The 26,758-nt window shown below is 71.1% G+C and carries 26 protein-coding genes; 20 read left to right on the forward strand and 6 right to left on the reverse strand.

Annotated features, from left to right (window positions below):
* Positions 1-95 precede the first annotated feature (95 nt).
* Positions 96-1,187 (forward strand): ABC transporter permease, encoded by a 1,092-nt coding sequence (locus ACWCXB_RS05480; RefSeq protein WP_450719261.1) that lies wholly within the window; start codon positions 96-98, stop codon positions 1,185-1,187.
* Positions 1,184-1,870 (forward strand): ABC transporter ATP-binding protein, encoded by a 687-nt coding sequence (locus tag ACWCXB_RS05485; protein ID WP_450719263.1) that lies wholly within the window; start codon positions 1,184-1,186, stop codon positions 1,868-1,870. Before ACWCXB_RS05480 ends, ACWCXB_RS05485 begins: the two co-directional genes overlap by 4 nt.
* A 115-nt stretch (positions 1,871-1,985) precedes the next feature.
* Here the strand turns inward: ACWCXB_RS05485 and ACWCXB_RS05490 are convergent, their stop codons facing one another.
* Entirely contained in the window at positions 1,986-2,807 is an 822-nt protein-coding gene (locus tag ACWCXB_RS05490; protein WP_450719265.1) for an IclR family transcriptional regulator, read from the reverse strand.
* 294 nt (positions 2,808-3,101) lie between these two features.
* Here ACWCXB_RS05490 and allB point away from each other — a divergent pair, with 294 nt between their 5' ends.
* Both allB and alc read left to right on the forward strand, forming a co-directional pair.
* Positions 3,102-4,472, forward strand: a complete 1,371-nt coding sequence (gene allB / locus ACWCXB_RS05495) for an allantoinase AllB (RefSeq protein WP_450719267.1) — start codon at positions 3,102-3,104, stop codon at positions 4,470-4,472.
* A 4-nt stretch (positions 4,473-4,476) separates the two neighbouring features.
* A complete protein-coding gene (gene alc / locus ACWCXB_RS05500) occupies positions 4,477-5,589 on the forward strand; it encodes an allantoicase (RefSeq protein WP_450719269.1) in 1,113 nt (370 codons plus the stop codon).
* Between the two features lie 61 nt (positions 5,590-5,650).
* Here alc and ACWCXB_RS05505 read toward each other — a convergent pair whose 3' ends face one another.
* Complete coding sequence (locus tag ACWCXB_RS05505; RefSeq protein ID WP_450719270.1) at positions 5,651-6,382, reverse strand: SDR family oxidoreductase; 732 nt, start codon at positions 6,380-6,382, stop codon at positions 5,651-5,653.
* A 155-nt stretch (positions 6,383-6,537) separates the two neighbouring features.
* Here ACWCXB_RS05505 and ACWCXB_RS05510 point away from each other — a divergent pair, with 155 nt between their 5' ends.
* Complete coding sequence (locus ACWCXB_RS05510) at positions 6,538-7,155, forward strand: dihydrofolate reductase family protein (protein ID WP_450719272.1); 618 nt, start codon at positions 6,538-6,540, stop codon at positions 7,153-7,155.
* Positions 7,156-7,252: 97 nt separating this feature from the next.
* Positions 7,253-8,188: a DMT family transporter gene (locus tag ACWCXB_RS05515; RefSeq protein WP_450719525.1), complete on the forward strand. Its 936-nt coding sequence runs from the start codon at positions 7,253-7,255 to the stop codon at positions 8,186-8,188.
* Between the two features lie 21 nt (positions 8,189-8,209).
* On the opposite strand, the gene ACWCXB_RS05520 is transcribed toward ACWCXB_RS05515, so the two are convergent.
* Positions 8,210-9,454, reverse strand: coding sequence for a saccharopine dehydrogenase family protein (locus ACWCXB_RS05520; protein WP_450719274.1), 1,245 nt, complete (start codon positions 9,452-9,454; stop codon positions 8,210-8,212).
* Positions 9,455-9,618: 164 nt separating this feature from the next.
* On the opposite strand from ACWCXB_RS05520, the gene ACWCXB_RS05525 reads away from it, so the two are divergent.
* Together ACWCXB_RS05525 and ACWCXB_RS05530 are read left to right on the forward strand one after the other, a co-directional pair.
* Entirely contained in the window at positions 9,619-10,320 is a 702-nt protein-coding gene (locus ACWCXB_RS05525; protein ID WP_450719527.1) for a TetR/AcrR family transcriptional regulator, read from the forward strand.
* A gap of 307 nt (positions 10,321-10,627) precedes the next feature.
* On the forward strand, positions 10,628-11,806 hold the full coding sequence (locus ACWCXB_RS05530) for a cytochrome P450 family protein (protein ID WP_450719276.1): 1,179 nt from the start codon (positions 10,628-10,630) through the stop codon (positions 11,804-11,806).
* Positions 11,807-11,826: 20 nt separating this feature from the next.
* On the opposite strand, the gene ACWCXB_RS05535 is transcribed toward ACWCXB_RS05530, so the two are convergent.
* On the reverse strand, positions 11,827-12,837 hold the full coding sequence (locus tag ACWCXB_RS05535) for a Gfo/Idh/MocA family protein (RefSeq protein ID WP_450719278.1): 1,011 nt from the start codon (positions 12,835-12,837) through the stop codon (positions 11,827-11,829).
* 167 nt (positions 12,838-13,004) lie between these two features.
* Here ACWCXB_RS05535 and ACWCXB_RS05540 point away from each other — a divergent pair, with 167 nt between their 5' ends.
* The 5 genes from ACWCXB_RS05540 (at position 13,005) to ACWCXB_RS05560 (ending at position 17,866) form a co-directional block, all read left to right on the forward strand.
* Entirely contained in the window at positions 13,005-13,724 is a 720-nt protein-coding gene (locus ACWCXB_RS05540; RefSeq protein WP_450719529.1) for a GntR family transcriptional regulator, read from the forward strand.
* Between the two features lie 128 nt (positions 13,725-13,852).
* Entirely contained in the window at positions 13,853-14,848 is a 996-nt protein-coding gene (locus tag ACWCXB_RS05545; protein WP_450719280.1) for a sugar ABC transporter substrate-binding protein, read from the forward strand.
* 98 nt (positions 14,849-14,946) lie between these two features.
* Positions 14,947-15,960: a sugar ABC transporter substrate-binding protein gene (locus ACWCXB_RS05550; protein ID WP_450719282.1), complete on the forward strand. Its 1,014-nt coding sequence runs from the start codon at positions 14,947-14,949 to the stop codon at positions 15,958-15,960.
* Entirely contained in the window at positions 15,957-17,024 is a 1,068-nt protein-coding gene (locus ACWCXB_RS05555) for an ABC transporter permease (RefSeq protein WP_450719284.1), read from the forward strand. Before ACWCXB_RS05550 ends, ACWCXB_RS05555 begins: the two co-directional genes overlap by 4 nt.
* On the forward strand, positions 16,991-17,866 hold the full coding sequence (locus ACWCXB_RS05560; RefSeq protein WP_450719286.1) for an ATP-binding cassette domain-containing protein: 876 nt from the start codon (positions 16,991-16,993) through the stop codon (positions 17,864-17,866). The genes ACWCXB_RS05555 and ACWCXB_RS05560 overlap by 34 nt, the downstream gene beginning before the upstream one ends.
* Here the strand turns inward: ACWCXB_RS05560 and ACWCXB_RS05565 are convergent.
* The gene (locus ACWCXB_RS05565) at positions 17,848-18,570 is read right to left on the reverse strand and encodes a DUF4386 domain-containing protein (protein WP_450719288.1); all 723 of its coding nucleotides are present in this window, start codon (positions 18,568-18,570) and stop codon (positions 17,848-17,850) included. The two genes, ACWCXB_RS05560 and ACWCXB_RS05565, sit on opposite strands and share 19 nt — an antisense overlap.
* 134 nt (positions 18,571-18,704) lie before the next feature.
* On the opposite strand from ACWCXB_RS05565, the gene ACWCXB_RS05570 reads away from it, so the two are divergent.
* Positions 18,705-19,415, forward strand: a complete 711-nt coding sequence (locus ACWCXB_RS05570) for a TetR/AcrR family transcriptional regulator C-terminal domain-containing protein (protein WP_450719290.1) — start codon at positions 18,705-18,707, stop codon at positions 19,413-19,415.
* Positions 19,416-19,419: 4 nt separating this feature from the next.
* Here the strand turns inward: ACWCXB_RS05570 and ACWCXB_RS05575 are convergent, their stop codons facing one another.
* Positions 19,420-20,331 carry a YhjD/YihY/BrkB family envelope integrity protein gene (locus tag ACWCXB_RS05575; protein WP_450719292.1) on the reverse strand — a complete coding sequence of 304 codons (912 nt, stop codon included), beginning with the start codon at positions 20,329-20,331 and terminating at the stop codon, positions 19,420-19,422.
* A 274-nt stretch (positions 20,332-20,605) separates the two neighbouring features.
* Here ACWCXB_RS05575 and ACWCXB_RS05580 point away from each other — a divergent pair, with 274 nt between their 5' ends.
* The 6 genes from ACWCXB_RS05580 (at position 20,606) to ACWCXB_RS05605 (ending at position 26,673) form a co-directional block, all read left to right on the forward strand.
* Positions 20,606-21,331 carry a GAP family protein gene (locus tag ACWCXB_RS05580; protein WP_450719294.1) on the forward strand — a complete coding sequence of 242 codons (726 nt, stop codon included), beginning with the start codon at positions 20,606-20,608 and terminating at the stop codon, positions 21,329-21,331.
* Positions 21,332-21,518: 187 nt separating this feature from the next.
* Entirely contained in the window at positions 21,519-21,983 is a 465-nt protein-coding gene (locus ACWCXB_RS05585; protein WP_450719296.1) for a DUF6325 family protein, read from the forward strand.
* A 51-nt stretch (positions 21,984-22,034) separates the two neighbouring features.
* Entirely contained in the window at positions 22,035-22,331 is a 297-nt protein-coding gene (locus tag ACWCXB_RS05590; protein WP_450719298.1) for an SHOCT domain-containing protein, read from the forward strand.
* Positions 22,332-22,571: 240 nt separating this feature from the next.
* Positions 22,572-23,966, forward strand: a complete 1,395-nt coding sequence (locus ACWCXB_RS05595) for a chloride channel protein (RefSeq protein WP_450719300.1) — start codon at positions 22,572-22,574, stop codon at positions 23,964-23,966.
* 26 nt (positions 23,967-23,992) lie between these two features.
* Positions 23,993-24,907: a cyclase family protein gene (locus ACWCXB_RS05600; protein WP_450719531.1), complete on the forward strand. Its 915-nt coding sequence runs from the start codon at positions 23,993-23,995 to the stop codon at positions 24,905-24,907.
* 170 nt (positions 24,908-25,077) lie between these two features.
* Entirely contained in the window at positions 25,078-26,673 is a 1,596-nt protein-coding gene (locus tag ACWCXB_RS05605) for a GMC oxidoreductase (RefSeq protein WP_450719302.1), read from the forward strand.
* Positions 26,674-26,758 lie beyond the last annotated feature (85 nt).

Raw genomic sequence — 26,758 nt, forward strand, 5'->3', positions numbered from 1 at the left:
CCGGGCGTGCGGGCCTGCCCTCAACCGAAAGGTTGATCGCGGGGCCATCCACGGCGCGATGTGGGCCGGGCGCGGCGCCCCGCACGCTGGTCGGCATGTTCGTGGCATGGAGAGACCTGAGATTCGCCAAGGGGCGGTTCACGCTCATGGGCAGTGTGATCGTGCTGATCACGCTGCTCGTCGGATTGTTGTCCGGGCTGACGGCCGGGCTCGCGCGGGAGAACGTCTCGGCCGTCACCGGGCTGCCCGCCGACCGTCTGGCCTTCGGTGCGCCGCCGTCGGGCCGGTCGGTGTCCTTCACCGACTCGTCCGTCACGGAGCGCGCGTGGCGGGCCTGGGCGCGGCAGCCAGGCGTGGCAGCCGCCGAGCCGGTCGGCATCCGCACGCTCAACGCCACGGCGAGGGAGGACCGTACGGCGGCCGTCTCGGCCTTCGGCGTCGAACCGGACTCCGGGATCGCGCCCGGGCAGGTCGCGTCGGGCCAGGTCGTGCTCTCCGCGCGGGCCGCGGAGGAACTCGGTGCGGCTGCCGGTGGGTCCGTACGGATCGGGCCGCTCGACGCCGCCGTGGCCGCCGTCGCCGGGGACGCCTCGTACAGCCACACCCCTGTCGTGTGGCTCTCCCTGGACGACTGGCAAAGGCTCGGACACACGGGTACGAGCCCCGGGGATCAGGCCACCGTAATTGCGCTGCGCACGGACGGCAGCGTGGGCGACGCCGGACTCGCGGCGGGCGACGAGGCCGCGGGGACCCGGACCCTGACCGTGGACGAGGCGCTGGGCGCCATCGGGTCCTACCAGGCGGAGAACGGTTCGCTGCAGCTCATGCGCGGCTTCCTCTTCGCCATCTCCGCCCTCGTCATCGGCGCCTTCTTCACCGTCTGGACGATCCAGCGGAGCGCCGACATCGCCGTACTGAAGGCGCTCGGCGCCGCCACCCCGTATCTGCTGAAGGACGCCCTCGGGCAGGCGGCGCTGATGCTGGGCGCGGGCACCCTGCTCGGGACCGCTCTCGCTGCCGGGATCGGAGCGCTGATCGGCGGCGGGGACGTGCCGTTCGTGCTGGAACCGCTGACCGTCCTCGTGCCGGCCGCCGTGATGATCGTCCTCGGGGTCTTCGGCGCCGCCCTGTCCATCCGGCGGATCACCGCCGTCGACCCCCTCACCGCGCTGGGGAGCGCCCGATGACACTGCTGCTCGACGATGTCACCCTCACCTACCCGGACGGCGACGGAAGGCTGACCGCGCTCGACACGGTCTCCCTGGAGGTCCCCGCGGGCTCGCTCACCGCCGTGGTCGGGCCTTCGGGCTCGGGCAAGTCCAGCCTGCTCGCGGCGGCGTCGACCCTGGTCACGCCCGATTCCGGGCGGGTGGCCGTGGCCGGTACGGATACGCGCGGGCTGAGCCGGGGCGAGAAGTCCGCGCTGCGCCGCGAGCGGATCGGGATCGTCTTCCAGCAGCCCAGCCTGCTGCCCTCGCTGACCGCCCTGGAACAGCTCCAGGTGATGGCGCATCTGTCGGGGCGCCGTGCCCGTGAGGTACGGGACCGGGCGCGGGAGCTGCTCGCGGCGGTCGGCCTCGACGGCCAGGCGCACCGCCGCCCGCACCAGCTCTCCGGTGGGCAGCGCCAGCGCGTCAACATCGCGCGGGCGCTGATGAACGAGCCTTCGGTGCTGCTGGTCGACGAGCCCACGAGCGCGCTCGACCATGAGCGGGGCGCGGCGGTGCTCGAGTTGCTGGCGCGGCTCACCCGTGAGCGGGGGACGGCGACGGTGCTGGTCACGCATGACCGGGCGCATCTGGGGCGGGCGGACCGGGTGGTGACGATGGTGGACGGCACCCTGCGGGAGGCCACTGCCGGTGGGCGGTAGCGGTCGTCGTCCGGGGTGCGGGCCGGTGGGTGGGTGTGCCCACCCGTTCCTCCCCCCAGGACTCCGTCTTGGGGGGACCCCATGCGGAACGACTGCCCACGACCCGCCTGTCGGCTCAGCCCTGCGGCGGGGCCGATGTGTTCGCCAGGGCCTCGGAGAGTTCCTTCGCCACTGTCTGCAGGATCGGGACGATCTTCTCCGTCGCCGCCTCCGTCACGCGGCCCGCCGGGCCCGAGATCGAGATCGCCGCGGCCGTCGGGGAGTCGGGTACCGAGACCGCGAGGCAGCGGACACCGATCTCCTGCTCGTTGTCGTCCACCGCGTAGCCGGCGCGGCGGACCTGCTCCAGGGCGTCGAGGAAGCCATCGGGGGTGGTGATGGTCTTCTCGGTGGCGGCCGGCATGCCGGTACGGGCGAGCAGGGCCCGTACCTCCTCGGGCGGGGTGTGCGCGAGGAGCGCCTTGCCCACGCCCGTGGAGTGCGGCAGGACCCGTCGGCCGACCTCGGTGAACATGCGCATCGAGTGCTTCGACGGCACCTGCGCCACGTAGACGATCTCGTCGCCGTCGAGCAGTGCCATGTTCGCGGTCTCGCCGGTCTCCTCGACGAGCCGGGCCAGATACGGGCGGGCCCAGGTGCCGAGCAGCCGGGAGGCGGACTCGCCGAGGCGGATCAGCCGGGGGCCGAGGGCGTAGCGCCGGTTCGACTGCTGGCGTACGTAGCCGCAGGCGACCAGCGTGCGCATCAGGCGGTGGATGGTGGGCAGCGGGAGCCCGCTGCTCGCGGAGAGTTCGCTCAGCCCGACCTCGCCCCCGGCATCGGCCATCCGCTCGAGCAGATCGAAGGCGCGCTCGAGGGACTGGACGCCACCGCTGTTCGCGGCGGGCTTTGCGGCGTCGGTGGTCACCGAGGCGCTGCTGGCGCTGGACGTCGGCACGTCAACGGTCCTTTCAGGCGGGCGGGCAAGTTGTCAGCCTACCGGGCGGCTGTGCGGGGCACATCGCCCACGTCAAGGCGTCTTTGCCGGTCAGGGCGTGTTTGTCCGTGGTTGGCGGTCGCCTCGGGCGCTCTCCCGAGGCTGCCACCGTGTAGAGCTACGTTCTGCTTCACGAAATTTCATTTCCACTTCATGGAAACATCCAAGTGGGCGAAGCGCCAGGGGAGGGTCTTGACGGACCGGAGTCCGACGTGAAGACTCCTTCAACAGTTCGTTGAATTTTCCCCCTGTGGAATGGAAGCGAGGGGCAGGGTGTCCAATCCGGACGTGAACGACGTGAGCCTGGTACTGCGCTCGACACGCGTCATCACCCCTGAGGGGACGCGCGCCGCATCGGTCGCCGTCGCCGGCGGGAAGATCGCGGCCGTACTGCCGTACGACGCCGACGTGCCCTCCGGGGCCCGGCTCGAGGACGTCGGTGACGACGTCGTCCTTCCCGGCCTCGTCGACACCCATGTCCATGTGAACGACCCCGGCCGCACCGAGTGGGAGGGCTTCTGGACCGCCACCCGCGCGGCCGCGGCAGGCGGCATCACCACGCTGCTCGACATGCCCCTCAACTCGCTCCCGCCCACCACCACCGTCGACAACCTCCGCACCAAGCAGGAGGTGGCCCGGCCGAAGGCGCACGTGGACACCGGCTTCTGGGGCGGCGCGATCCCGGACAACGTCAAGGATCTGCGTCCCCTGTACGACGCCGGCGTCTTCGGTTTCAAGTGCTTCCTGTCCCCGTCCGGCGTCGACGAGTTCCCCGAGCTCGACCAGGAGCAGCTCGCCCGCTCCATGGCCGAGATCGCCGGCTTCGGCGGCCTGCTGATCGTGCACGCCGAGGACCCGCACCATCTGGCGGCCGCGCCGCACCGGCCCGGCCCCAAGTACGCCGACTTCCTCGCATCCCGCCCGCGCGACGCCGAGAACACCGCGATCGAGAACCTCATCGCGCAGGCCAGGCGGTTGGATGCCCGCGTACACGTACTGCACCTGTCGTCCAGCGACGCGCTGCCGCTGATCGCGGCGGCGAAGGCGGAGGGCGTGAAGATCTCCGTCGAGTCCTGCCCGCACTTCCTGACCCTCACGGCAGAGGAAGTCCCGGACGGGGCCACCGAGTTCAAGTGCTGTCCGCCGATCCGTGAGGCGGAGAACCAGGACGCCCTGTGGGAGGGCCTGGCCGACGGCACGATCGACTGCATCGTCTCCGACCATTCGCCCTGCACCACCGACCTCAAGACCCCCGACTTCGCGTCCGCCTGGGGCGGCATCTCCTCGCTCCAGCTGGGCCTCCCGGCCATCTGGACCGAGGCGCGCAGGCGCGGGCACGGCCTGGAGGACGTCGTCCGCTGGATGTCGTCCGCGCCCGCCGAGCTCGCGGGGCTGACCCGGAAGGGGGCCATCGAGGCCGGCCGTGACGCCGACTTCGCGGTCCTCGCCCCCGACGAGACGTTCACCGTGGACCCGGCCGAGCTCCACCACCGCAACCAGGTCACGGCCTACGCCGGAAAGACCCTGCACGGCGTCGTGAAGTCGACATGGCTGCGCGGCACGCGGATCGTGGACAACGGCACCCTTGCCGAGCCGACCGGCCGGCTGCTCGAAAGGAACAACTGAAACCGTGGCGATACCGTCCTTCACCGGCAACGCGAACCCGTACGGGGGCGGCGACCCGTACGCCGACTACCGCACCGCGGACTTCCCGTTCGCCGGCTACGCCAACCTTGCCGACCGCCGGCTCGGCGCGGGTGTGATCGCCGCGAACGACGAGTTCTTCGCCCAGCGCGAGAACCTGCTGGTCCCCGAGGCCGCCGAGTTCGACCCCGAGCACTTCGGCCACAAGGGCAAGATCATGGACGGCTGGGAGACCCGCCGCCGCCGTGGTGTCTCGGCCGAGCACCCGTGGCCGACGGCCGGCGACCACGACTGGGCGCTGATCCGCCTCGGTGCCCCCGGCGTGATCCGCGGCATCGTCGTCGACACCGCCCACTTCCGCGGCAACATGCCGCAGGCCGTGTCCATCGAGGGCACCTCCGTCGAGGGTGCCCCCACACCGGAGGAGCTCCTCTCCGAGGGCGTGAAGTGGACGACCCTCGTCCCGCGCACCCCGGTGGGCGGCCACGCGGCCAACGGCTTCGAGGTCACCGCCGAGCAGCGCTTCACGCACCTGCGCGTCAACCAGCACCCCGACGGCGGCATCGCCCGGCTGCGCGTGTACGGCGAGGTCGTGCCGGACCCGAAGTGGCTCGCCACGCTCGGCACCTTCGACGTGGTGGCCCTGGAGAACGGCGGCTCGGTCCAGGACGCGTCCAACCGCTTCTACTCGCCGCCCACCAACACCATCAACCCGGGCCGCTCCCGCAAGATGGACGACGGCTGGGAGACCGCCCGCCGCCGGGACCAGGGCAACGACTGGATCCGCTACCAGCTGGTCGCCGAGTCCACGATCCGCGCCGTCGAGATCGACACCGCCTACCTCAAGGGCAACTCGGCGGGCTGGGCCTCCCTGTCCATCAGGACCGGCGAGGACGGGGACTGGACCGAGTTCCTGCCGCGCACACGCCTGCAGCCCGACACGAACCACCGCTTCGTGCTGGACGCCCCGGCGGTCGGTACGCACGTCCGCATCGACATCTTCCCGGACGGCGGCTTCTCCCGCCTCCGTCTCTTCGGCTCCCTCACGGAGCAGGGCGCGGCGGCCCTGACCGCCCGCCACCGGGAGCTGGGCGGCTGACGACACCTGCCCTCCGTGGGGCGCACCGGAACGACAGCACCGGTGCGCCCCACGCACCGTCTCAGGCCGCGTGGCCGCCGTCCACCGAGAACTCGGCCCCGGTGATGTACGCCGCCTCGTCGCCCGCGAGGTAGGCGACCATCGATGCCACCTCGTCCGGAACGCCGAAGCGGCCGAGGGCGGTGAGTGCGCTCTGGGCCTCGGCGTACGGGCCGTCCACCGGGTTCATGGCGGTGTCGACCGGGCCGGGGTGGACGATGTTGGCGGTGATGCCGCGCCCGCCCAGTTCCCGTGCCAGGGCCTTGGTCAGGCCGATCAGCGCTGACTTGCTCATGGCGTAGAGCGTCCCGCCGGGGCCCGGTACGCGCTGGGTCATGCACGTACCGATGGTGATGATCCGCCCGCCGCGCTCCATGCGCGCGGCCGCCGCCTGTGAGGCGAGGAAGACACCGCGTACGTTGATGCCGAGTACGCGGTCGACATCCGCGGTCGACAGCGACTCCAGCGGGCCGAGCAGGCCCACGCCCACGTTGTTGACCAGCACATCGAGCCGCCCGAGCTCGGCCGCGGCGCGCTCCACCGCCTCCGCGGCCTCGGTGGCGTCGGCCGAGTCGGCCCGGAGGGCGACGCCACGCCGCCCGGCCGCCTCGATCCCGCGCACGACCTCGTCGGCCGCCTCCTTCCCCTGCACGTACGTGATCGCGACATCCGCCCCGCCGGCCGCGAGCCGGAGCGCGGTCGCCGCGCCGATCCCGCGGCTGCCGCCGGTCACCAGTGCCACCTTGCCGTTCATCGAAGCCTCCAACATCCGCATAAGTGGTTGCGGCTTCAATGACAGCCGTCCGGCCACCAAGCTGCTGGCGGCGATCGGACACGGCGATGAGTTCCGCGTTCTCCTGGGGTCAGAGCTCATGACACCCGCACCGACGGCACCGAAGGGCATCCGCCATGGGAAAGCTCAGCCTCACCCAGTTCCTGACACTTGACGGCGTCTGCCAGGCACCCGGCGGACCGAACGAGGACACCAGCGACGGATTCGACCTGGGCGGCTGGACCGTGCCGTACTGGGACGAGGACTCCGGCCGGTTCATCAGCGAAGTCTTCGAACGGCCGGCCGCCTTTCTGCTCGGCCGCCGCACCTACGAGATCTTCGCCGGCTTCTGGCCCAGGATGACCGACCCCGCCGACCCGGTCGCCTCGCAGCTCAACTCACTGCCGAAGTACGTCGCATCGACCACCCTCGACAAGGCCGACTGGGCAGGGACCACCATCCTCGGCGGCGACGTGGTCAAGGAGGTCACCGCGCTCAAGGAGCGCACGGACGGCGAACTGCAGATGCACGGCAGCGGCGGCCTCGCCCGGAGCCTCATGGCGCACGACCTGATCGACACGCTCCATCTGCTGATCTTCCCCGTCGTCCTCGGCAAGGGCCGCCGCCTGTTCGCCGACGGCGCCCGGCCTACCGCGTTCCGGCACACCGGGGCCAGGACCACCGGCGCCGGCGTCGCCATCCACACATACGAACTGGCGGGGCGGCCCGAGTACGGAACGTACGAGACGGACTGAAACATGTAGCACTCACGGGCCTGCCCCGGTACGTTGATCGCTCCGCGTGGGAGCCGCCGAAGTCTCCACCTCGTCCGAGCTGTTGGAGACCAGGCCCATGTCGTCGTACGCCGTGTCCGCGTCCGCACCCGTCCTCGCGCCCCGCCGCATGTGGCTCACCGATCTGCCGGTGCTGCTGGTCGCCGTCGTCTGGGGCGCGAGCTACCTCGCCGCCAAGGGCATCACGACGGCGCACACGGTCGTCGCCGTCCTGGTGCTGCCCTTCGCGGTCGTGCTGCCGGTGCTGGCCGTGGCCGCGCGGCGCGACCTTCGCCGGCTCACGGCGGGGCAGTGGCGCGGTGCCGGGCTGCTGGGGCTCGTCCTGAGCGGGATCTTCCTGCTGGAGACGTACGGCGTCGTCCACACCTCGGCCACCAACGCCGGGCTCATCATCAGCCTCACCATGATCTTCACCCCGCTCGCGGAGTCGGCGGTGACCAGGACCCGGCCTCCCCGGTCCTTCCTGGCCGCCGCCGTGCTCTCCGTCGTGGGCGTGGTGCTGCTCACGCAGGGCGGGGGCTTCACCGCCCCGTCGGCCGGCGATCTGCTGATGCTGCTCGCCGCCGCCGCCCGTACCGTCCACGTGCTGGCGATGTCCCGGATCAGGGCCGTCCGGTCCGCCGGCTCCCTGTCACTGACCACGGTCCAACTGGGCAGCGCGGTCCTGGTCTTCGCGGTCCTTTCCGCCGTCCCGGGGACCGGGGCCGCGCCGTGGGCCGTGGCCGCGGACTTCGGACCGCGCGAGTGGGCCGGGCTGCTGTTCCTCTCCGTCTTCTGCACGCTCTTCGCCTTCTTCGTGCAGATGTGGGCGGTCCGCCGCACCTCCCCCTCCCGCGTCAGCCTCCTCCTCGGCACCGAACCCCTGTGGGCCGCCGCGGCCGGCGTCCTCGTCGCCCACGAACACCTCGGCGCGCCGGGCCTGATGGGCGCGGCCCTGGTGCTCGCGGGGACGTGGTGGGGGCGCAGGGCGGCGGACCGGACGACCGACGGCTGACCCGTGCGCGAGACGTACGGACTACTCCTCGCGCATGCCCCACGGTGAGTCGTACTCCTTGAGGAGCTCCAGGAACGGCCACGGTGCGAAGGCCTCCGGCCCCAGCACGCCCGCGCCCGTCCACGCGCCGCTCGCCACGAGCTCCAGGGCGACGACGGGATTGACGGCGGTCTGCCAGACCACGGCCTGGGACTCGTACTCCTTCATCGACCACTCGTTGTCGACCACGTGGTACAGGTACACCTCGCGCGGCCGGCCGTCCTTGAGTCCCTTGACCCAGGTGCCCGCGCAGGTCTTGCCGCGCATCCGGTCGCCGAGCGTGGCCGGGTCGGGCAGACACGCCGCGACGACGTCACGGGGCGACACCTGCACCGGCCCCTCGGGCCCGGGCACCGTGACGGGGGCCGTCCGGTCCAGGCCCACCTGGTGCAGGACGCGCAGTGTGTTGATGAAGTCCCCGCCGAGCCCGTACTTGAAGGTGACGCGGCCGGCGTCGACCCAGCGGGGGATCAGCAGGACCTCCTCGTGCTCGACGTTGACGCACTCGACCGGGCCGATGCCCTCCGGGAAGTCGAAGACCTCCGGCTCGGTGAAGGGCGGTGTCGTGAACCAGCCGCGGTCCTTCTCGTAGACCACCGGCGGGTTGAGGCACTCCTCGATCGTGGTCCAGATGTTGAACGAGGGCGCGAAGTCGTAGCCGTCCACGGTCAGATTGGCGCCGTCGCGGACACCGATCTCCTCGATGGAGTCGAAGAGTTCGTCGGCGGCGTACCGGGCGAACACATCGGACAGGCCGGGCTCCACGCCCATCCCCACGAGCGCCAGCCTGCCCGACTTCTCCCACTCGTCCGCCAGCTGGAACTGCTCGTCCCCGAGCTTGACCCCGCACTCCTCGTACGGACGCTCCGCATGCGGCCGCGACAAGGACATCGCCATGTCCAGGTAGTGGGTCCCGGCGGCGAGCGCCGCGCGGAACAGCGGCATGACGAAGCGCGGATCGGTCGCGTTGACCAGGACGTCACAGCGCTCCCGTACGAGCAGGTCCGTGACCGCGGACTCGTCCGAGGCGTCGATCCGGGCGGCGGCGAAACGGCCTTCCGGTTGGGGGCGGGCGCCCGCCCCGGCCGTGGCGAGGGCCGCGACGGCCGCCTCGGCACGCGAGGCGTCGTAGTCGGCGACGACCATCCGCTCGAAGAATCCACGGCGGGCGGCGATCCGGGTGATGGCCGTACCCACTCCACCGGCGCCGATCAGCAATATCCGCATAACCAGGTCCTTTCCCTCAGCTCGATGCCTGCCCGAGGCGGCGCCCCGTACCTCGATGAAACGTCTGGGCCGCTGATAGGGTCAATGGCGTTGGCATAAGCGCGGGCCCCCGGGGGAACGAGGGGGCCGCGAGGAGTACGAGGATGCGAGCGCAGGACGGGCCGATGCCGAAGCAGGTGGTGCCGGAACACCGGCGCCGACGCCGCCGCCCCACCAAACAGGGCGTGGTGATCTCGGAAGAGCTGATCGTGACGACCGCTCTGCGGATGCTGCGTGAGCACGGCGGTGCAGGACTCACCGCGCGGCGGCTGGGTGCGGCTCTCGGGGCCGACCCGAGCACGCTCTACCGCTACTTCCGCGGGATGGACGAGCTGACGCTGGCCGTGGGCGACGAGCTGATCGGCCGTGCCCTGCGGGGCTGGTCCCCCACGGACGACTGGCAGGCGGACCTGCGCGAGCTGGGCCTGCGCATCCACGGCGCGTATCTCGCGCATCCGCAGGCTGCCGTGCTGACGGCGAGCCGGGTCTCCGGGCGGGCCCATGAGATCGAGGCGGACGAGATCATCCTGGGCGTCCTGCACCGTGCGGGCTTTCCCACCCCCGACGCCGTGCGGATCTACCACTGCTTCATCGACCAGACACTGGCGTTCGCCGCGCTGGATGCGGCCGCACTCGCGCTGCCCGAGGCTGCCCGCCGGGCGGACGAGTCCGTATGGCAGGCCACCTACGCCCGGCTGCCGGCCGACACCCATCCCCACATCGCGCCCGCGGCGCCGTACCTCACGGCGGAGATGAACATCAGCGCCTATCCGGCGGCGCTTGACATGCTCATCGGCAGCGCCGCCGCCCAGGTTGCGGACGGCTGACCTCGACGGCCGGGACGCGGGCGGCCCGCGCGATGCCGGGCCTGTCAGGCCTTGCGGGCGCGCTCCGCGGCCGCGAGGTCGGTGAAGCCGAGCATCGCGACCACGATGTGCGCGTAGAGCTCCTTGCCCTGCAGGAAGCCGATCGGTTCGATGATCCACCGGGGTACGCGGGCCCACCTGTCGGTGCGTGGCGCGCTTCCAGCCTGCCCGGCGTTCGACGACGGGCACCCCGGCCTCGCTCACCCGCCGACGCCGGGCACACCACCGTACGCCCACATGATCCGCCGCTCAGGCATACGCTGGGCCGATGGCCGTCATCGATCTGGGGGAGTACGGACCGGAGTTCACCGCCGACCCGTATCCGTACTACGCCGAGCTCCGCGCCGCCGGCGCCGTCCACGAGGTGGTCACCCCGTACGGCGACCGCATGTGGATCGTCGTCGGTCACGAGGAGGCCCGCGCCGCGCTCGCCGATCCGCGGTTGTCGAAGTCGCCCGGGACGCTGGGGCTGGTCATGCTCGACGAGCAGGTCATCGGGCCGCATCTGCTCGTCCTGGACCCGCCGGACCACACGAGGCTGCGCAAGCTCGTCGCCCGCGAGTTCACCATGCGCCGGGTCGAGTCGCTGCGCCCCCGCGTCCAGCGGATCGCCGACGGGCTGATCGACGCGATGCTCCCCGCCGGCCGGGCCGACCTCGTCGACGCGTTCGCCTTTCCGCTGCCCATCACCGTCATCTGCGAACTCCTCGGCGTCCCGGCCGCCGACCGCGACCGCTTCCGTGTCTGGTCCACCGAGGTCGTCGCCCCGACCAGCGCGGACGCCGAGCGCACCGCCGTCCACGAACTCGCCGCGTATCTCGACGAACTCATCGAGGACAAGCGGTGCTCCCGCCCCGCCGACGACCTGCTCTCGGCACTCCTGCGCACTCGTGCAGAGGACGGCGACCGGCTGTCCGCGGCCGAACTGCGCGCCATGGCCTATCTGCTGCTCATCGCCGGCCATGAGACCACCGTCAATCTGATCTCCAACGGGGTACGGGCCCTGCTCACCCACCCAGCTCAACTGGCCACCCTCCGCGCCGACTTCAGGCTCCTGGACGGCGCGGTCGAGGAGATGCTGCGCTACGACGGACCGGTCGAGACCGCGACCGTGCGCTTCACCCGCGAGGCGGTCTCCTACGGAGACGCGGTCATCCCGGCAGGCCAGGCGGTCCTCGTCGCCCTCGCCGCCGCCGACCGCGACCCGGACCGCTTCTCCGCGCCGGACCGCTTCGACATCCGCGGCGAGAACCGCGGGCATCTCGCCTTCGGGCACGGCATGCACTACTGCCTGGGGGCGCCGCTGGCGCGGCTGGAGGCGGGCATCGCGATCCGGACGCTGCTGGAGCGCTGCCCGGACCTCGCCCTCGATCCCGAGGGCGGGCCACTGGACTGGCTGCCGGGCATGCTGATCCGCGGCGTACGCCATCTGCCCGTCAGCTGGTGAGGCCCGCCGCGGCGCGGCCCTCAGCTCGCAAGCCCCGGGATCTCCTCCATCCGTACCGGTCTCCGCTCCCGCCGCGACAGTTCGCAGGCCTCCGCCACGCGTAGCGCCTCCAGGGCCTCTCGGCCGTCGCACGGGTTGGCCAGGTCACCCGCGGCGACCTGGATGAAGGCGTCCAGCTCGGCCTCGTACGCCGGGGCGAAGCGCTCCAGGAAGCCGGGCCAGGGCTTGTCGGCGGGGGGCGGGCCCTGCGGTTCGGTGGAGGTGATCGGCGTACGGTCGTCGAGGCCGACGGCGACCGTGTCGGACTCGCCGCACAGCTCCATGCGGACGTCGTAGCCCGCGCCGTTGCAGCGCGTCGCCGTGGCGGAGGCCAGCGTTCCGTCGTCCAGCGTGAGCACCGCCGCCGCGGTGTCGACGTCGCCCGCCTCGCGGAACATCGCGGGCCCCGCGTCCGAGCCGGTGGCGTACACCTCGACGATCTCGCGGCCCGTGATCCAGCGCAGGATGTCGAAGTCATGGACCAGGCAGTCGCGGTAGAGGCCGCCGGACAGCGGCAGATACGCGGCGGGCGGCGGAGCCGGGTCCGCGGTGATGGCCCGTACGGTGTGCAGCCGGCCGAGGCGACCGGCGCGCACCAGCTCTCGTGCCGCGGCGTACCCCGCGTCGAAGCGGCGCATGAAGCCGAGCTGGAGCACGGTGCCCGCGCGGTCCACCTCGCGCAGTGCGCCCAGCGTCCCTGGCAGGTCGAGGGCGATCGGTTTCTCGCAGAAGGCGGGCAGTCCGGCGCGGGCTGCCCGGCCGATCAGGTCGGCGTGTGCGGCGGTGGCGGAGGCGATGACGACGGCGTCGACGCCCCAGGTGAAGACCTCGTCGACGGAGGGCGCCGCGGTGGCGCGGATACGGTCCGCGACCTCGCGCGACCGCTGGGCGTCGGTGTCCGCGACCACCAGGGAGCCGACCTCGCGGTGGCGGCTGAGGACGCCCGCGTGGAAGGCGCCGATACGTCCGGTTCCGATGAGTCCGATGCGCATGGCCCCAAGGTGGGGTCCGCCCCACGACCATGTCAAGCATTTGTCCTGACAATCGGACGACACAACTTCCGGTCAACAAGCCCGGCGACTACGCTCGCAGCGTGCCCAAGCAGCCCAGAGATACGACGAGAGACACGCCGGACGCCACCGTTTCGCTCCAACTCGGCGTGGACCGCACCAGTCCGGTCCCGCTGTACTTCCAGCTCTCCCAGCAGCTGGAGGCGGCCATCGAGCACGGCACGCTCACCCCGGGCAGCCTGCTCGGCAACGAGATCGAGCTGGCCGGGCGGCTCGGCCTGTCCCGGCCCACCGTCCGGCAGGCCATCCAGACGCTCGTCGACAAGGGCCTGCTGGTGCGCCGCCGGGGCGTGGGCACCCAGGTCGTGCACAGCCAGGTCAAGCGGCCGCTGGAGCTGAGCAGCCTCTACGACGACCTGGAGGCGGCGGGCCAGCGCCCGGCCACCCGCGTGCTGCAGAACGCCGTCGAGCCCGCGACCGCGGAGGTCGCCGCCGCGCTCGGAGTGCCGGAGGGCAGCGACGTCCACATGGTCGAGCGACTGCGGTACGCGCACGGCGAGCCGATGGCCCACCTGCGCAATCATCTGCCTGCCGGACTGCTCCCGCTGGACAACGAGCAACTGGAATCCACCGGGCTCTACCGCATGATGCGGTCCGCCGGCATCACCCTGCACAGCGCCCGGCAGTCGGTCGGGGCGCGCGCGGCCACCGGCGACGAGGCCGAGCAGCTGGGCGAGGAGCCGGGCGCGCCGCTGCTGACCATGCAGCGCACCACCTTCGACGACACGGGGCGGGCCGTCGAGTTCGGATCGCATGTCTACCGGGCGTCGCGCTACGCCTTCGAGTTCCAGCTCCTCGTACGACCGTAGGACCGCTATGAGGGCCGCGGCGAGCTTCCGCGTAAGAATGTTCGGACAAAGTATTGACGGGGTCGCGCCGCCGACGTAAAAACTCACCCAGCCGCAATCGGGCGGCCGGGAGAGAAGGCGGACCCACCATGCGTACACCCCGCACGGCAGCAGTCCTGCTCGCCGCACTCGCACTCGCCGTGGCCGGATGCAGCAGCTCCGGCGGCAAGGACTCCGAGAAGAAGCCCGAGGGCGGGGGAGGCGGCGGCAAGCCCGCCACGACCGAGCGGCTGAAGATCGCCATGGTGACCCACTCCGGCGAGGGCGACACCTTCTGGGACATCGTCCAGCGCGGCGCCAAGGACGCGGCCGCGAAGGACAACGTCGAGTTCCTCTACGCCGCGAACAAGGAGGGCAAGGAGCAGGCCCAGCTCGTCCAGACGTACATCGACCAGAAGGTCGACGGCATCGTCGTCACCCTCGCCAAGCCCGAGGCCGTCAAGGACGTAGTCAAGAAGGCGGTCGCGGCCGGGATACCCGTCGTCACCATCAACTCCGGCGGACAGTTCTCGGCCGAAGCCGGCGCGCTCAGCCATATCGGCCAGGACGAGTCGGTGGCCGGCGAGGCCGTCGGCGAGGAGCTCAACGAACGCGGGAAGAAGAAGGCGGTCTGCGTCATCCACGAGCAGGGCAACGTCTCGCTCGAGGACCGCTGCGCGGGCGTCAAGAAGACCTTCAAGGGCACCGTCGAGAACCTCAACGTCGACGGGACCAACATGCCCGCCACCACCTCCTCCATCGAGGCGAAGCTGCAGAGCGGCAAGGACATCGACGCCGTCGTCACGCTCGGCGCGCCGTTCGCCGCCGCGTCCGTCCAGGCCAAGAAGGGCGCGGGCTCCGAAGCGGAAATCGACACCTTCGACCTCAACGCCGAGGTCGTCAAGCGCCTCAAGGCCAAGGAGATCGGGTTCGCCGTCGACCAGCAGCCGTACCTCCAGGGCTATCTCGCCATCGACGAACTGTGGCTCAACAGGACCAACGGCAACGTCATCGGCGGCGGCAAGCCGGTGCTCACGGGACCTGCTCTGGTGACCGAGAAGGACGTCCCCGCCCTCGAGAAGCTCACCGCCGACGGCACCCGGTGACCTGCGTCATGACGTGCTACCCGCCGATCACCCCCGCCGTCGCGCTCAGGGATACTTACCCCAGAGTTCAACAAGCGGAGCAAGAGGGGCACGGCGTCGTGGCAAGGGTTCGGACAGGGATACGTGCGATCGGCGCGGTGCTGGCAGCGGTGCTCGGGGCCTCCCTCGCGGGGTGCAGTGCGACCGGCGGCAAGCGCGCCGAGGACGCCAGGAAGGCGGCAGCGGCCGAGGGCCGCGCTGCCGTCACCACACCCCGCTGGACCTTCGCCATGGTCACGCACTCGGGTGCGGGCGACACCTTCTGGGACATCGTCCAGAACGGTGCGAAGCAGGCCGCCGCCAAGGACAACATCAACTTCCTGTACGCCAACAGCGACGAGGCCCAGCAGCAGGCCCAGCTCGTCGACTCGTACATCGACAAGAAGGTCGACGGGCTGATCGTCACGCTCGCCAAGCCCGACGCGATGAAGGACGTCGTCGCCAAGGCCACCAGGGCCGGCATCCCGGTGATCACCGTGAACTCCGGCTCCGAGCAGTCCAAGGCCTTCGGTGCGCTCACCCACATCGGCCAGGACGAGACCATCGCCGGCGAGGCCGTCGGCGACGAACTCGACAAGCGCGGCAGGAAGAAAGCCCTGTGCGTGCTGCACGAGCAGGGCAACGTCGGCCATGAGCAGCGCTGCGCCGGAGCGAAGAAGACCTTCGACGGGACGATGGAGAACCTGTACGTCGACGGCACCAACATGCCCGACGTCCAGGCGTCCATCGAGGCGAAGCTCCAGACCGACAGGTCCGTCGACGCGGTCGTCACCCTTGGCGCGCCCTTCGCGGACGCCGCCGTTCAGGCCAGGCAGAGCGCGGAGAGCAAGGCCGAGGTCGACACCTTCGACCTGAACCCCAAGGTGGCCGGCGCACTCCTGGCCGGGAAGCTCGGCTTCGCCGTGGACCAGCAGCCGTACCTCCAGGGCTACGAGGCCGTCGATCTGCTGTGGCTCCACCGCTACAACGCCGATGTGCTCGGCGGCGGGCGGCCCGTCCTCACCGGACCGCAGATCATCACCGAGAAGGACGCCGCCGAACTGCAGGACTACACGGAGCGGGGGACCCGATGACCGCGACCGCACCAGCCGCGCACGACAAGCACGACAAGAGGGACGGGGCCGACGAACGGCTGCTGCACACCTCGCCGCTGAAGAAGCTCCTCGGCCGGCCCGAGCTCGGATCCGTCGTCGGCGCGGCCGCCGTCTTCGTCTTCTTCTCGATCGTCGCCGACAGCTTCCTTCGGGCTTCCAGCCTCGGCACGGTCCTGTACGCGGCGTCCACGATCGGCATCATGGCCGTACCCGTCGCCCTGCTGATGATCGGCGGGGAGTTCGACCTCTCCGCCGGTGTGCTGGTGACCAGCTCGGCGCTGATCTCCTCGATGTTCAGCTACCAGATGACGGCGAACGTCTGGGTCGGCGTCCTGGTGTCCCTGCTGGTGACGCTCGCCATCGGTGCCTTCAACGGCGTCATGCTGACACGGACGAAGCTGCCGAGCTTCATCATCACGCTCGGCACGTTCCTGATGCTCACCGGCCTCAATCTGGGCTTCACCAAGCTCATCAGCGGCACCGTGTCGACCAAGACCATCGCCGACATGGAGGGCTTCGCCTCCGCCAAGGCCCTCTTCGCCTCGCAGCTCACCATCGGCGATGTCGACCTCAAGGTCACCATCCTGTGGTGGATCGGGCTCGTCGCCGTCGCCACGTGGATCCTGCTGCGCACCCGCTTCGGCAACTGGATCTTCGCGGCGGGCGGCGGCGAGGACGCGGCCCGCGCGGTCGGTGTGCCGGTGGCCAGGACCAAGATCGGTCTGTACATGGGCGTGGCGTTCTGCGCCTGGATCTCCGGACAGCATCTGCTGTTCTCGTTCGACGTCGTCCAGTCCGGCGAGGGCGTCGGCAACGAGCTGATCTACATCATCGCGGCCGTCATCGGCGGCTGTCTGATCACGGGCGGCTACGGCTCGGCGATCGGCTCCGCGGTCGGTGCCTTCATCTTCGGCATGACGAGCAAGGGCATCGTGTACGCGGAGTGGAACCCGGACTGGTTCAAGTTCTTCCTCGGAGCGATGCTCCTCCTGGCCACCCTGCTCAACGCATGGGTCCGCAAGCGCGCGGAGGCGACGAAGTGACCGACACCGACAGGGATCGAGTGACCGACAGGACCGCCCTCGTAGAGCTAGACGACGTGACCAAGTACTACGGAAACATCCGCGCACTCGAAGGCGTCTCGCTCGAAGTCCACGCCGGCGAGATCAGCTGTGTCCTCGGGGACAACGGCGCGGGGAAGTCCACCCTCATCAAGATCATCGCGGGGCTCCACCAGCACGACGCGGGCACCTTCTCGATCGAGGGGGAGAAGGTCGCGCTCTCGTCGCCCCGCGAAGCCCTCGACCGGGGCATCGCCACCGTTTACCAGGACCTCGCCGTCGTACCGCTCATGCCGGTCTGGCGGAACTTCTTCCTCGGCTCCGAGCCGACGAAGGGCAGCGGCCCCTTCACACGCCTCGACGTCTCGCTGATGCGCGAGACCACCCGCTCCGAGCTGCTGCGCATGGGCATCGACCTGCGCGATGTCGACCAGCCCATCGGCACCCTGTCCGGCGGTGAGCGGCAGTGCGTGGCCATCGCCAGGGCCGTCTACTTCGGCGCCAAGGTGCTGGTCCTCGACGAGCCCACGGCGGCGCTCGGCGTCAAGCAGTCCGGCGTCGTCCTGAAGTACGTGGCCGCCGCACGCGACGCGGGGCTCGGCGTGGTGCTCATCACCCACAATCCCCATCACGCCTATCTCGTCGGCGACCGGTTCGTCCTGCTCAAGCGCGGCAGCATGTTTGGCAGCCACACCAAGTCCGAGATCACCCTGGACGAGCTCACCCGTCAGATGGCGGGCGGCAGCGAACTCGACGACCTGCGCCACGAGCTGGAACGGGCCCCGGTGCCCCGTCACATCGGCGGTCACGACCTGGAGGCGTGAACGACCGGGTCCCCCGCCGACGCGTTCACGGCGGAGGCGGGCTCGAAGCCGCGGGCCAGCAGCCGGACGGCCAGGGTCACCTCCCAGGCGAACACCGGGAGCGCTGCGGCCGATCCGGCGACGGACACCTGCGCGTAGAGCCCGAACAGCACGGCGACCGCAGAGGCGCAGATCATCGCGCCGCCCACCAGGCCCAGCACGGCGATCGGCCGGGGCACCAGCCTCGAGCGGTGCATCACGTACGCCAGTACCAGGGTGTTCGCGCCCAGGACCATGTTGGGCCCGAGCAGGAAGGTCCAGTCGTGGACCGCGGCCAAGGCCGTGGCGGCGGCCTCGAAGGGAGCGGTGTCGGCGTCCGGTGCGCCCGCCAGGTCCTGGCGCAGGGTCACCACCGCCAGCAGGCTGACGATGCCGACGGCGATCACGGCGGCTTCGAGCAGGCGGCCGCACACGTAGCCGAGCGCCAGCGCCTCGTGCCGTCTCCTGACGACCGGGAACAACGCGACCCCGGTGCCGACCACGGCCGCGAGCAGCACCACCTCGCACAACGCCCCCAGCAGCACGCGATGGTCCGCGCCGGGCCCGACCACGTACTCCGCGCCGCCGAGGGCGGGGCGGTACAGCGCCAGACCGGCCATCGCGGCGATCTCGGTCACCAGGAACAGCGCCCCCGTCACCGCCGCGGTCCTTCTCGTCGAGTCCATCGGGACTTCTCCTCTCCCCGCACCCCACGAGGTGTACGCCGTACACCTCGACTTCGACGGCCACCCTAGGTGTACGGCGTACACTCGTCAAGGCGACGCCGTCACGAACCATCACGAGGAAAGGAAGCAGGGCGATGACTCAGCAGCGGGGGGCCGGCGGCCGCGCGCCCCTGAGCAGGGAGCGGGTGCTGCGTGCCGCCGTCGCGCTGGCCGACGAGGCCGGAGCCGAGGCGTTCAGCATGCGCAGGCTCGCCCAGGAGCTCGGTGTGGTCCCGATGGCGCTCTACAAGCACGTGGCGAACAAGGAAGAGCTGCTGGACGGCATGGTGGACGTGGTCGTCGGGGAGATCGATCCGCCGGCCGCCGGAGCGGACTGGAAGAGCGCCGTGCGGCAGCGGATCCTCTCCGCCCGGCGCGTGCTGCTGCGCCATCGCTGGGCCGCGCGCGTGATCGAGTCGCGGACCGGGCCGACGCCCGCGGTGCTGGCGTACCTGGACTCCGTGATCGGCACGTTCCGGGACGGCGGCCTCTCCGCGGACCTCACCCACCATGTGATGCACGCGTTGGGCAGCCGTCTGCTGGGTTTCTCCCAGGAGCTGTTCGACGGCGGCCGGGCCGCGGACCCGACGGGCGCGGCAGGCGCCGCAGGCGGGACGGCACCGGACGCGGCGGGGGCGTACCCGCGCGTCGCGGAGATCGCCGCGGCGGCCGCCCACGACACGGGCTCGGTCGTCGGCGGGGGATGCGACGACCAGTTCGAGTTCGAGTTCGCGCTGGACCTGCTCCTGGACGGCTTCGAACGCCTCCACCGCCAAGGCTGGACCTCCGTCCCTGACACCCCCTAGGCGCTCAGGGTGTGCCGAGCCGACGGGCCGGCCAGGGTTCCTTCGCCAGCACGGCGCCCGCCGTGATGCCGACGGCGACCGCCGCGCACGTCACGATCAGCCAGGACAGGATCGTGAAGACCGAGCCGAGGGGCCCGTACTCGGCCAGGCTGCGGTTGAGTGCGATGGGCATGTAGTACCGGCTGCCGATCGACAGTGCGGTGACGGCCGCACCCGTGAGCACCGCGCCGGGCAGCAGCGGCAGCCAGGGGACGAGGCCGCCGAGCAGCAGATGCTGGGTCCACCACCACAGCAGTGTCTGCGTCAGGGCCGTGAGCGGAACGGCCAGCCACAGACCGGCGCCGAAGCCGTTGCGTACGGGCGCCTGCACGATCAGCACGGTCAGCCACACTGCGATCCAGGCGAGCCAGCGCCAAGGAGCGATCTTGACCCCGGACCTCGGGATCCCCCAGGCCCGCTTGCACAGTCGCTGCATGGCCCGGCTGACGGCCGTCGCGGACAGCAGCACCATCAGCACGCCGACCACGCCGGTCGTCTCCCGCAGACTGCCTTCGGTGGACCGGTACACGTGCTGCAGCTGCTCCTCGGCCGCGCCACTCAGCCCGAACACCGCCTTCAGGGAGCTGATCAGCTGGTCCTGTACTCCCGTCGGGGCGAAGGAGCCCACGACGAACAGGAGAGGGATGGCGGTCAGGAAGCACTGCGCGGCCAACCGGGTCGCGGAGTCCAGGATGTTCACCGTGACCATATGGGTCGTCAGATGCGTCACGACCGGGAAGCGCGCCTCGGTGCGGGCGGCCAGGGACTCCGCGGCGGCCCGCAGCGCGGCGAACCGGGCCGTCCACCACGACGCGTGGAGGAACGCGGTGCGGCGCCGCTCGGCTCCGGATCCCGATCCGGTGGGAGAGGGCGGCATCAGCGGACCGGGACGGCACCAGGGGGGTGCGAAGCGCCGCTCACGACCGACGGCGCCCGTCCGGAAGTCCTCATGGCGTTGCTCCTTCCCTGCGTCCAGGGTGCGGGACCGAGTCCGCAGGAGCATCTCGGACGACAGGGCTCTGTTTGCGGGGGCTCGCCATCAAGGGCAACGATTGAGGGTGAGCGGGCCGGCCGACGGCAGCCGGCGCGAGAGCCCTGTGCCCGCGGCCCCGGCCGCGCGGCGCGGACGGAACCCTGCAGAGGGGAGCGTCATGGTCCTTGACCTGCTCCTCATCGCCGTCGGCATCACCCTCGACCCGTTGCCCATCATGGCCTTCGTGCTGGTCCTGTCGGCGCGCAAGGGGATCTGGAAGGGCCTGGTCTTCATCCTGGCCTGGCTCGCCTGCCTCGTCACGGTGATCGCGCTGGTCCTGCTGTTCACCGGGGGCACGCCGCCACCGCCCAGGTCGCCGCCGTCCACCACCGGTCTCGCGGTCAGGCTGGCCATCGGTGTCGGCCTGGTCTATTACGGTGCCCGCAGGCGACGGCGGCACGGTGCGCCGGCCCATAAGCACCGCGCCGCACAGCACCCGGACAAGCACCCCCGGCCGCACCCCGAGCAGCACCCGGACAAGGACCCCGACAAGCAGCCCTCGGCCATGGCCGAGCGGTTGGACCGGGCGTCCCCGTGGTCGGTGGCGGGCATCGCGGTCTTCCTGCAGCCCTGGGGGCTGGTCGCCGCCGCCGCCACGGTCGTCCTCCACGCCGATCTCTCCCATGTGGAGACGTACCTGGCCCTGTTCGGCTTCTGCCTGCTCGCCACCGCCAGCCTGCTCGCCGCCGAGCTGTACATGGTGTTCGCGCCCGAGGCAGCGGGGATCAGACTGAGGGCCATGCGCGCCTGGCTGGAGCGGCACGAGGAACCGGCGATCGTCTTCGGCTGCCTGATCCTGGGGTTGTGGCTCACCGGCAACAGCATCTACCAGCTGACGAGTTGACCCCGCACCCGGCTCGCGGACCCGTCCGCCGGGCCTCCGGCGGACCGTCGACCAAAGGTGCGAAGCGCTCCGCCGAGTGCTGCAATGGCTTACAGGGGCCGCGCGCCCGAGGACACGCGCCCGATGACAGGCCGCGTCATGGCCAACGAGCCGCCCCGGACCGCCTATGCGCTCGCGAGGAGTGGTCATGAGCGATGACTTCGAAGAGATGGGACCAGTTGACTACCTGGTCCTGGAGTTTCCCGGCAACCGCATGACGGGCGAGGCCTTCCCCCTGCTCCTCGACCTGGTGGACCGCCACATCATTCGCATTCTCGATCTCCTCTTCGTACGCAAGGACACCGACGGATCCGTCACGGTCCTCGAGCTGTCCGATGTGACAGGTGACGGAAAGCTGGACCTGACCGTTTTCGAGGGCGCGGCCTCCGGCCTGCTCGGAGACGACGACATCGAGGAGGCCGGATCGGCCGTCGAACCGGGCAACTCCGCCGCGATCCTCCTGTACGAGAACACCTGGGCCGCCCCGGTCGCCCGGGCCCTGCGACGCAGTGGCGCGCAGATGGTGGCAGGAGGGCGGATTCCCGTGAACGCCCTGCTCGCTTCACTGGAAGCGGCCGAGGACACGCCGACCCAGGGAACGTCGGCGGCCTGAACCGGGCCGCCCGCCGCGGCGGCGCACCCTTCACACCCACAGGAGATGAACATGCCAGGCCTCCTTCGTGGCGTAGCCCGTACCGCCGTCGTCGCCGGTACCGCCACCGCGGTGTCCAACCGCGTGTCGCGCCGGCAGGCGGGCCGCTGGGCGCAGCAGGACGCGCAGGCGCAGCCCGCGCCGCCTCCGAGCCCCCCACCGACGGCGCCGCCGCCGGGACCGACGGCCGCGCCCGTCGACGAGATGAACAGCAAGATCGACAAGCTGAAGGAGCTCGGTGAGCTGAAGGCTCAGGGGATTCTGACCGAAGAGGAATTCGCCGCCGAGAAGAAGAAGGTCCTCGGCTGACGCCGACGGTCGCCACCATGGCCGGCCTCGGGACCCGGGACGGCCCACGGACGAGCCTGCCCGGACCGGACGGCCCGCGAACCATTGCCACACGCAGGCGGGAGAGCCGTCGCGCCGACGCCTGCCCGCGGGGGTGAGGCCGTCGTCGGCCGCCCGACGGACGGGTCGCCGACGGCCCGGGGCAGGCCCGCCACCGGCCGGCGGTCGGCACCGCATGGGGGGCCGTGAAGGGACGCCCCCATGACACAGCCGGAGCCGAGGCCGAGGCCCGCCACAGCAGTCGGCGGAGCTCAGCCCGAAGAGGCGGACCGGCTGCGCGACATGCTGCGCAACCCGGGCTACCGCAAGGCGCTCTTGTTCTGCGCTTTCATCGGCATTCCGGTGTCGCTCGCCGCGTTCTGGTTCCTCGTCGCCCTGCACCAGCTGGAGCATCTGATGTGGGCGACCCTGCCGGAGAGACTCGGCATGTCCACACCCCCCTGGTGGTGGCCGCTGGTGCTGCTCCCGGTGGCCGGAGCGGTCGTCGCCCTGGTCGTCATCCGTCTCCCCGGCGCGGGCGGCCATGTCCCCGCGTACGGGCTGCACTCGGGCGGAGCGACCTCGAAGGCGCTGCCGGGAGTGATCATCGCCGCCGTGGCGAGCCTGCCGCTCGGCGCGGCCCTGGGACCCGAGGCACCACTGATCGCCCTCGGCGGCGGCCTCGCTCTGCTGTTCAGAGAGCTCACGCAGGCGCCTGCGACCCCGCAGAGCACGGCGCTCCTGGGGGCGGCCGGTGCCGCGGCCGCCATCTCGGCGATCTTCGGCAACCCGTTGATCGGCGCCGTGCTGCTGATGGAGGTGGCCGGGGTGGGCGGCCCGCAGCTGTTCGCGGTCATGCTCCCCGCCCTGCTCTCCAGCGGGGTGGGCTCCCTGGTGTTCACGGGCTTCGGCCGCTGGACCGGTCTGGAGACCGGCAGTCTCAGCGTGAAGCCGTCCGGGCCGTCCCCGCACCTGGATGCCGGCGACGTGGGCTGGACGCTGCTCATGGCCGTCGCCATCGGCACTCTCGTGCACCTGGTCCTGGCCGGGGGACGGCTGGCGGCCGCCTTCGTGACGGCGCGGCCCCTCGCCGCCACGGTCGCCTGCGCCCTGGCCGCCGGCGCCTGCGCGGCCCTCTACACCGCCGTCACCGGCCGGACACCCGTGGACGTCGCCTCGTCCGGCCAGAGCACGCTGGAGCAGCTGGCCGCGGATCCGCACGCCTGGAGCGTCGGAGCGCTGATCGCCGTGCTCGCGTTCAAGAGCGCCGCGTACGCCCTCTGTCTGGGCAGCCTGCGCGGCGGTCCCATCTTCCCCGCACTGTTCATCGGAGCCGCGACGGGCGTCCTGCTGGCGCCCCTGCCGGGGCTCGGTGTCGGCCCCGGCCTGGCCGGCGGCATGGCGGCCGCGGCCGCCGCCGCGCTCCGGCTGCCGGTGAGCAGCGTGGTGCTCGTGGTGCTGCTGCTCGGGAGCAGCGCCATGATCCCCGTCGTGATCATCGCGGCCGTGGTCTCCTTCATCACCACGGAGTTGCTGCCGCCCGGCCCCGGTATTCCGGCAGCGGGGGAGCCCGATCAGCCGGCCGCGGCCCGGGCGCCGCAGAAGCAGGCGCCGTGAACGCCGGCACGGCGGCGAACGCCCGCATGACGCCGGAGGCGTTCCGGACCCTGTACGAGCGGCTGCGCGAGGGAGCACGGCAGGGTCCGCACGACGGGCGCGGCGCGCTGAAGCACCTCACCCCGGAGCGGGTTGCCGCGGCCGCCCGTGAGGTCACGTCAGGGCGCACCGTGTCCCTTGCCGCACCGGTGGAGACGGCGGCGGGGCCGGACAACCCGGAGCCCGCGGGCCACCGGATGACGGGCCCCGCACCGGAGGAGATCGGTGCCGACGGTCTGCACTTCGCCCGCGACCGCTTCACCATGAACGTGCACGGGGACGCGGACAGCCATCTCGACGCCCTGTGCCATGTGCTGTACGACGGTGAGCTCTACGACGGCATTCCGGCGGGCAGGGTGACACGTGACGGTGCAACGGCCCTGTCCGTCGACGTCGTCCGGGACGGCATCGTGGGACGCGGGGTGCTCCTGGACATTCCCCGGCTGCGGGGGGTGCCCTGGCTGGAGCCGGGCGATCACGTCACGGCGGACGACCTGGCCGCGGCCGAGACCGCCCAGGGCGTACGCGTCGGCGCCGGGGACCTGCTGCTCGTACGGGTCGGCCACCGTCGGCGGCGCCGTGAGCTCGGAGCGTGGGACGCCGCACAGGCCCGCGTCGGCCTTCACCCGGCGGCGGTGGAGTTCCTGGCCGAGCGCCGCGTATCCGTGCTGGGCGGCGACGGCAACAACGACACCGCTCCGAGCGCGGTGGAAGGAGTCGCGTTTCCCGTCCATGTACTGACCATCCATGCGATGGGGGTGCACCTCATGGACTATCTGCAGTTCGAGGAGCTGGCTCCGGCCTGTGCACAGGAGGGCCGTTGGAGCTTCCTGTGCGTGGTCGCGCCGCTGCGACTCCCGTCTGCCACCGGTTCTCCGGTCAACCCGATCGCCGTCCTGTGATCGCCGGGCTGTGATCGCCGGGCTGTGTATCACGATCCTGTGATCGTCGTCCCGTGCAGCCCACCGCACCGAAGCGGCTGCGCCGGGCGCGCGACCGGCCCCGGTCGCCGCCCACCCCATCCACCGATACGTTCGATGTACAGGCCAGAACCGCGAGGACGGTGACCGCAGTGAACGACTTCCCTCACTATGACGTCATCATCATCGGCACCGGCGCGGGCGGAGGCACCCTCGCCCATCGCATCGCCCCGTCGGGGAAGCGTGTGCTCATTCTCGAACGCGGCGACTACCTCCCCCGCGAGCGGGACAACTGGGACTCCACGGCCGTCTTCGTCAAGGGCAAGTACCGAGCCCCCGAGTTCTGGTACGACAAGCACGGCAACAGCTTCCCGCCGGAGGTCAACTACTACGTCGGCGGCAACACCAAGTTCTACGGGGCCGCCCTCTTCCGGCTGCGCCCCCAGGACTTCGGCGAACTACGCCACCACGGCGGCATCTCCCCGGCCTGGCCGATCCGTTACGAGGATCTGGAGCCGTACTACACCCAGGCCGAGCACCTCTACCTCGTACACGGCCGGCACGGGGAGGACCCCGGTGAGGGCCCGGCGAGCGAGCAGTACGCGTACCCGCCCGTCGAGCACGAGCCGCGCATCCAGCAGCTGAGCGACGACCTCGAGAAGCGGGGGCTCCACCCCTTCCATCTGCCCATCGGGGTCAATCTGCTGCAGGATGCCAACGGCCGGGCCGTCCACTCCAGCGTCTGCATCCGCTGCAACAGGGTCGACGGCTTCCCCTGTCTGGTGCGCGGCAAGTCCGACGCGCAGGTGATCTGCGTCGAGCCGGCCCTGGAGCACCCCAACGTCGAGATGATCACCAACGCCCATGTGGTCCGCCTGGAGACCGACCCCACCGGACGCAGCGTCAGTACCGTCGTCACCCAGCTCGGTGGCGGTGGCGGTGACGGATCACCGGCCCGCTTCTCGGCCGATGTCGTCGTCGTCGCCTGCGGCGCCGTCAACTCCGCGGTCCTGCTGCTGGCATCGGCCAACGACCGGCATCCGAACGGGCTGGCCAACAGCTCGGACGTGGTGGGCCGACACTACATGCGGCACAACAACCTGGCGCTCATGGCCATCTCCAAGGAGCCCAACGACACCCAGTTCCAGAAGACCCTCGCCCTTCACGACTGGTACTTCGGAGCCGACGACTGGGACTATCCGCTGGGCGGCATCCAGATGCTCGGCAAGTCGGACGCCGAGCAGATCCACGGCGAGGCCCCCCGCTGGGCCGGGGCCGTGACCCCGGACATGCCCTTCGAGGTGCTCGCCCACCACGCCGTCGACTTCTGGCTGTGCGGAGAGGACCTTCCCGCCCCCGAGAACCGGGTCACCCTGGACAAGGACGGTGGCATCCATCTGGCCCTCGACGAGAAGAACAACATCGGGGGACTGAACCGGCTGCGGCGCAAGCTGCAGGGCATGCTCGGCCACCTGGGCATGCACGAGCACCATCTGCTGTCGCACAGCATCTATCTGCACAAGGGCATGCCCATCGGCGCGACCGCCCACCAGGCCGGCACCGTGCGCTTCGGCGACGACCCGCGCAGCTCGGCCCTGGACGTCAACTGCAAGGCCCATGACCTCGACAACCTCTACGTCGTCGACACGAGCTTCTTCCCGAGCATCGGGGCGGTCAACCCGTCCCTGACGGCCATCGCGAACGCCATGCGCGTCGGTGACCACATCGTGGAACGGCTGCGCGGCTGACCCGACCGGGGGAAGATCGGCCACCAACGGCCCAAGCGCAGCGCGCAATGCCACCCTCACGGGCCTCCTGATGGTTCGGTGGCCC

The sequence above is a fragment of the Streptomyces sp. NPDC001514 genome, assembly GCF_053597075.1.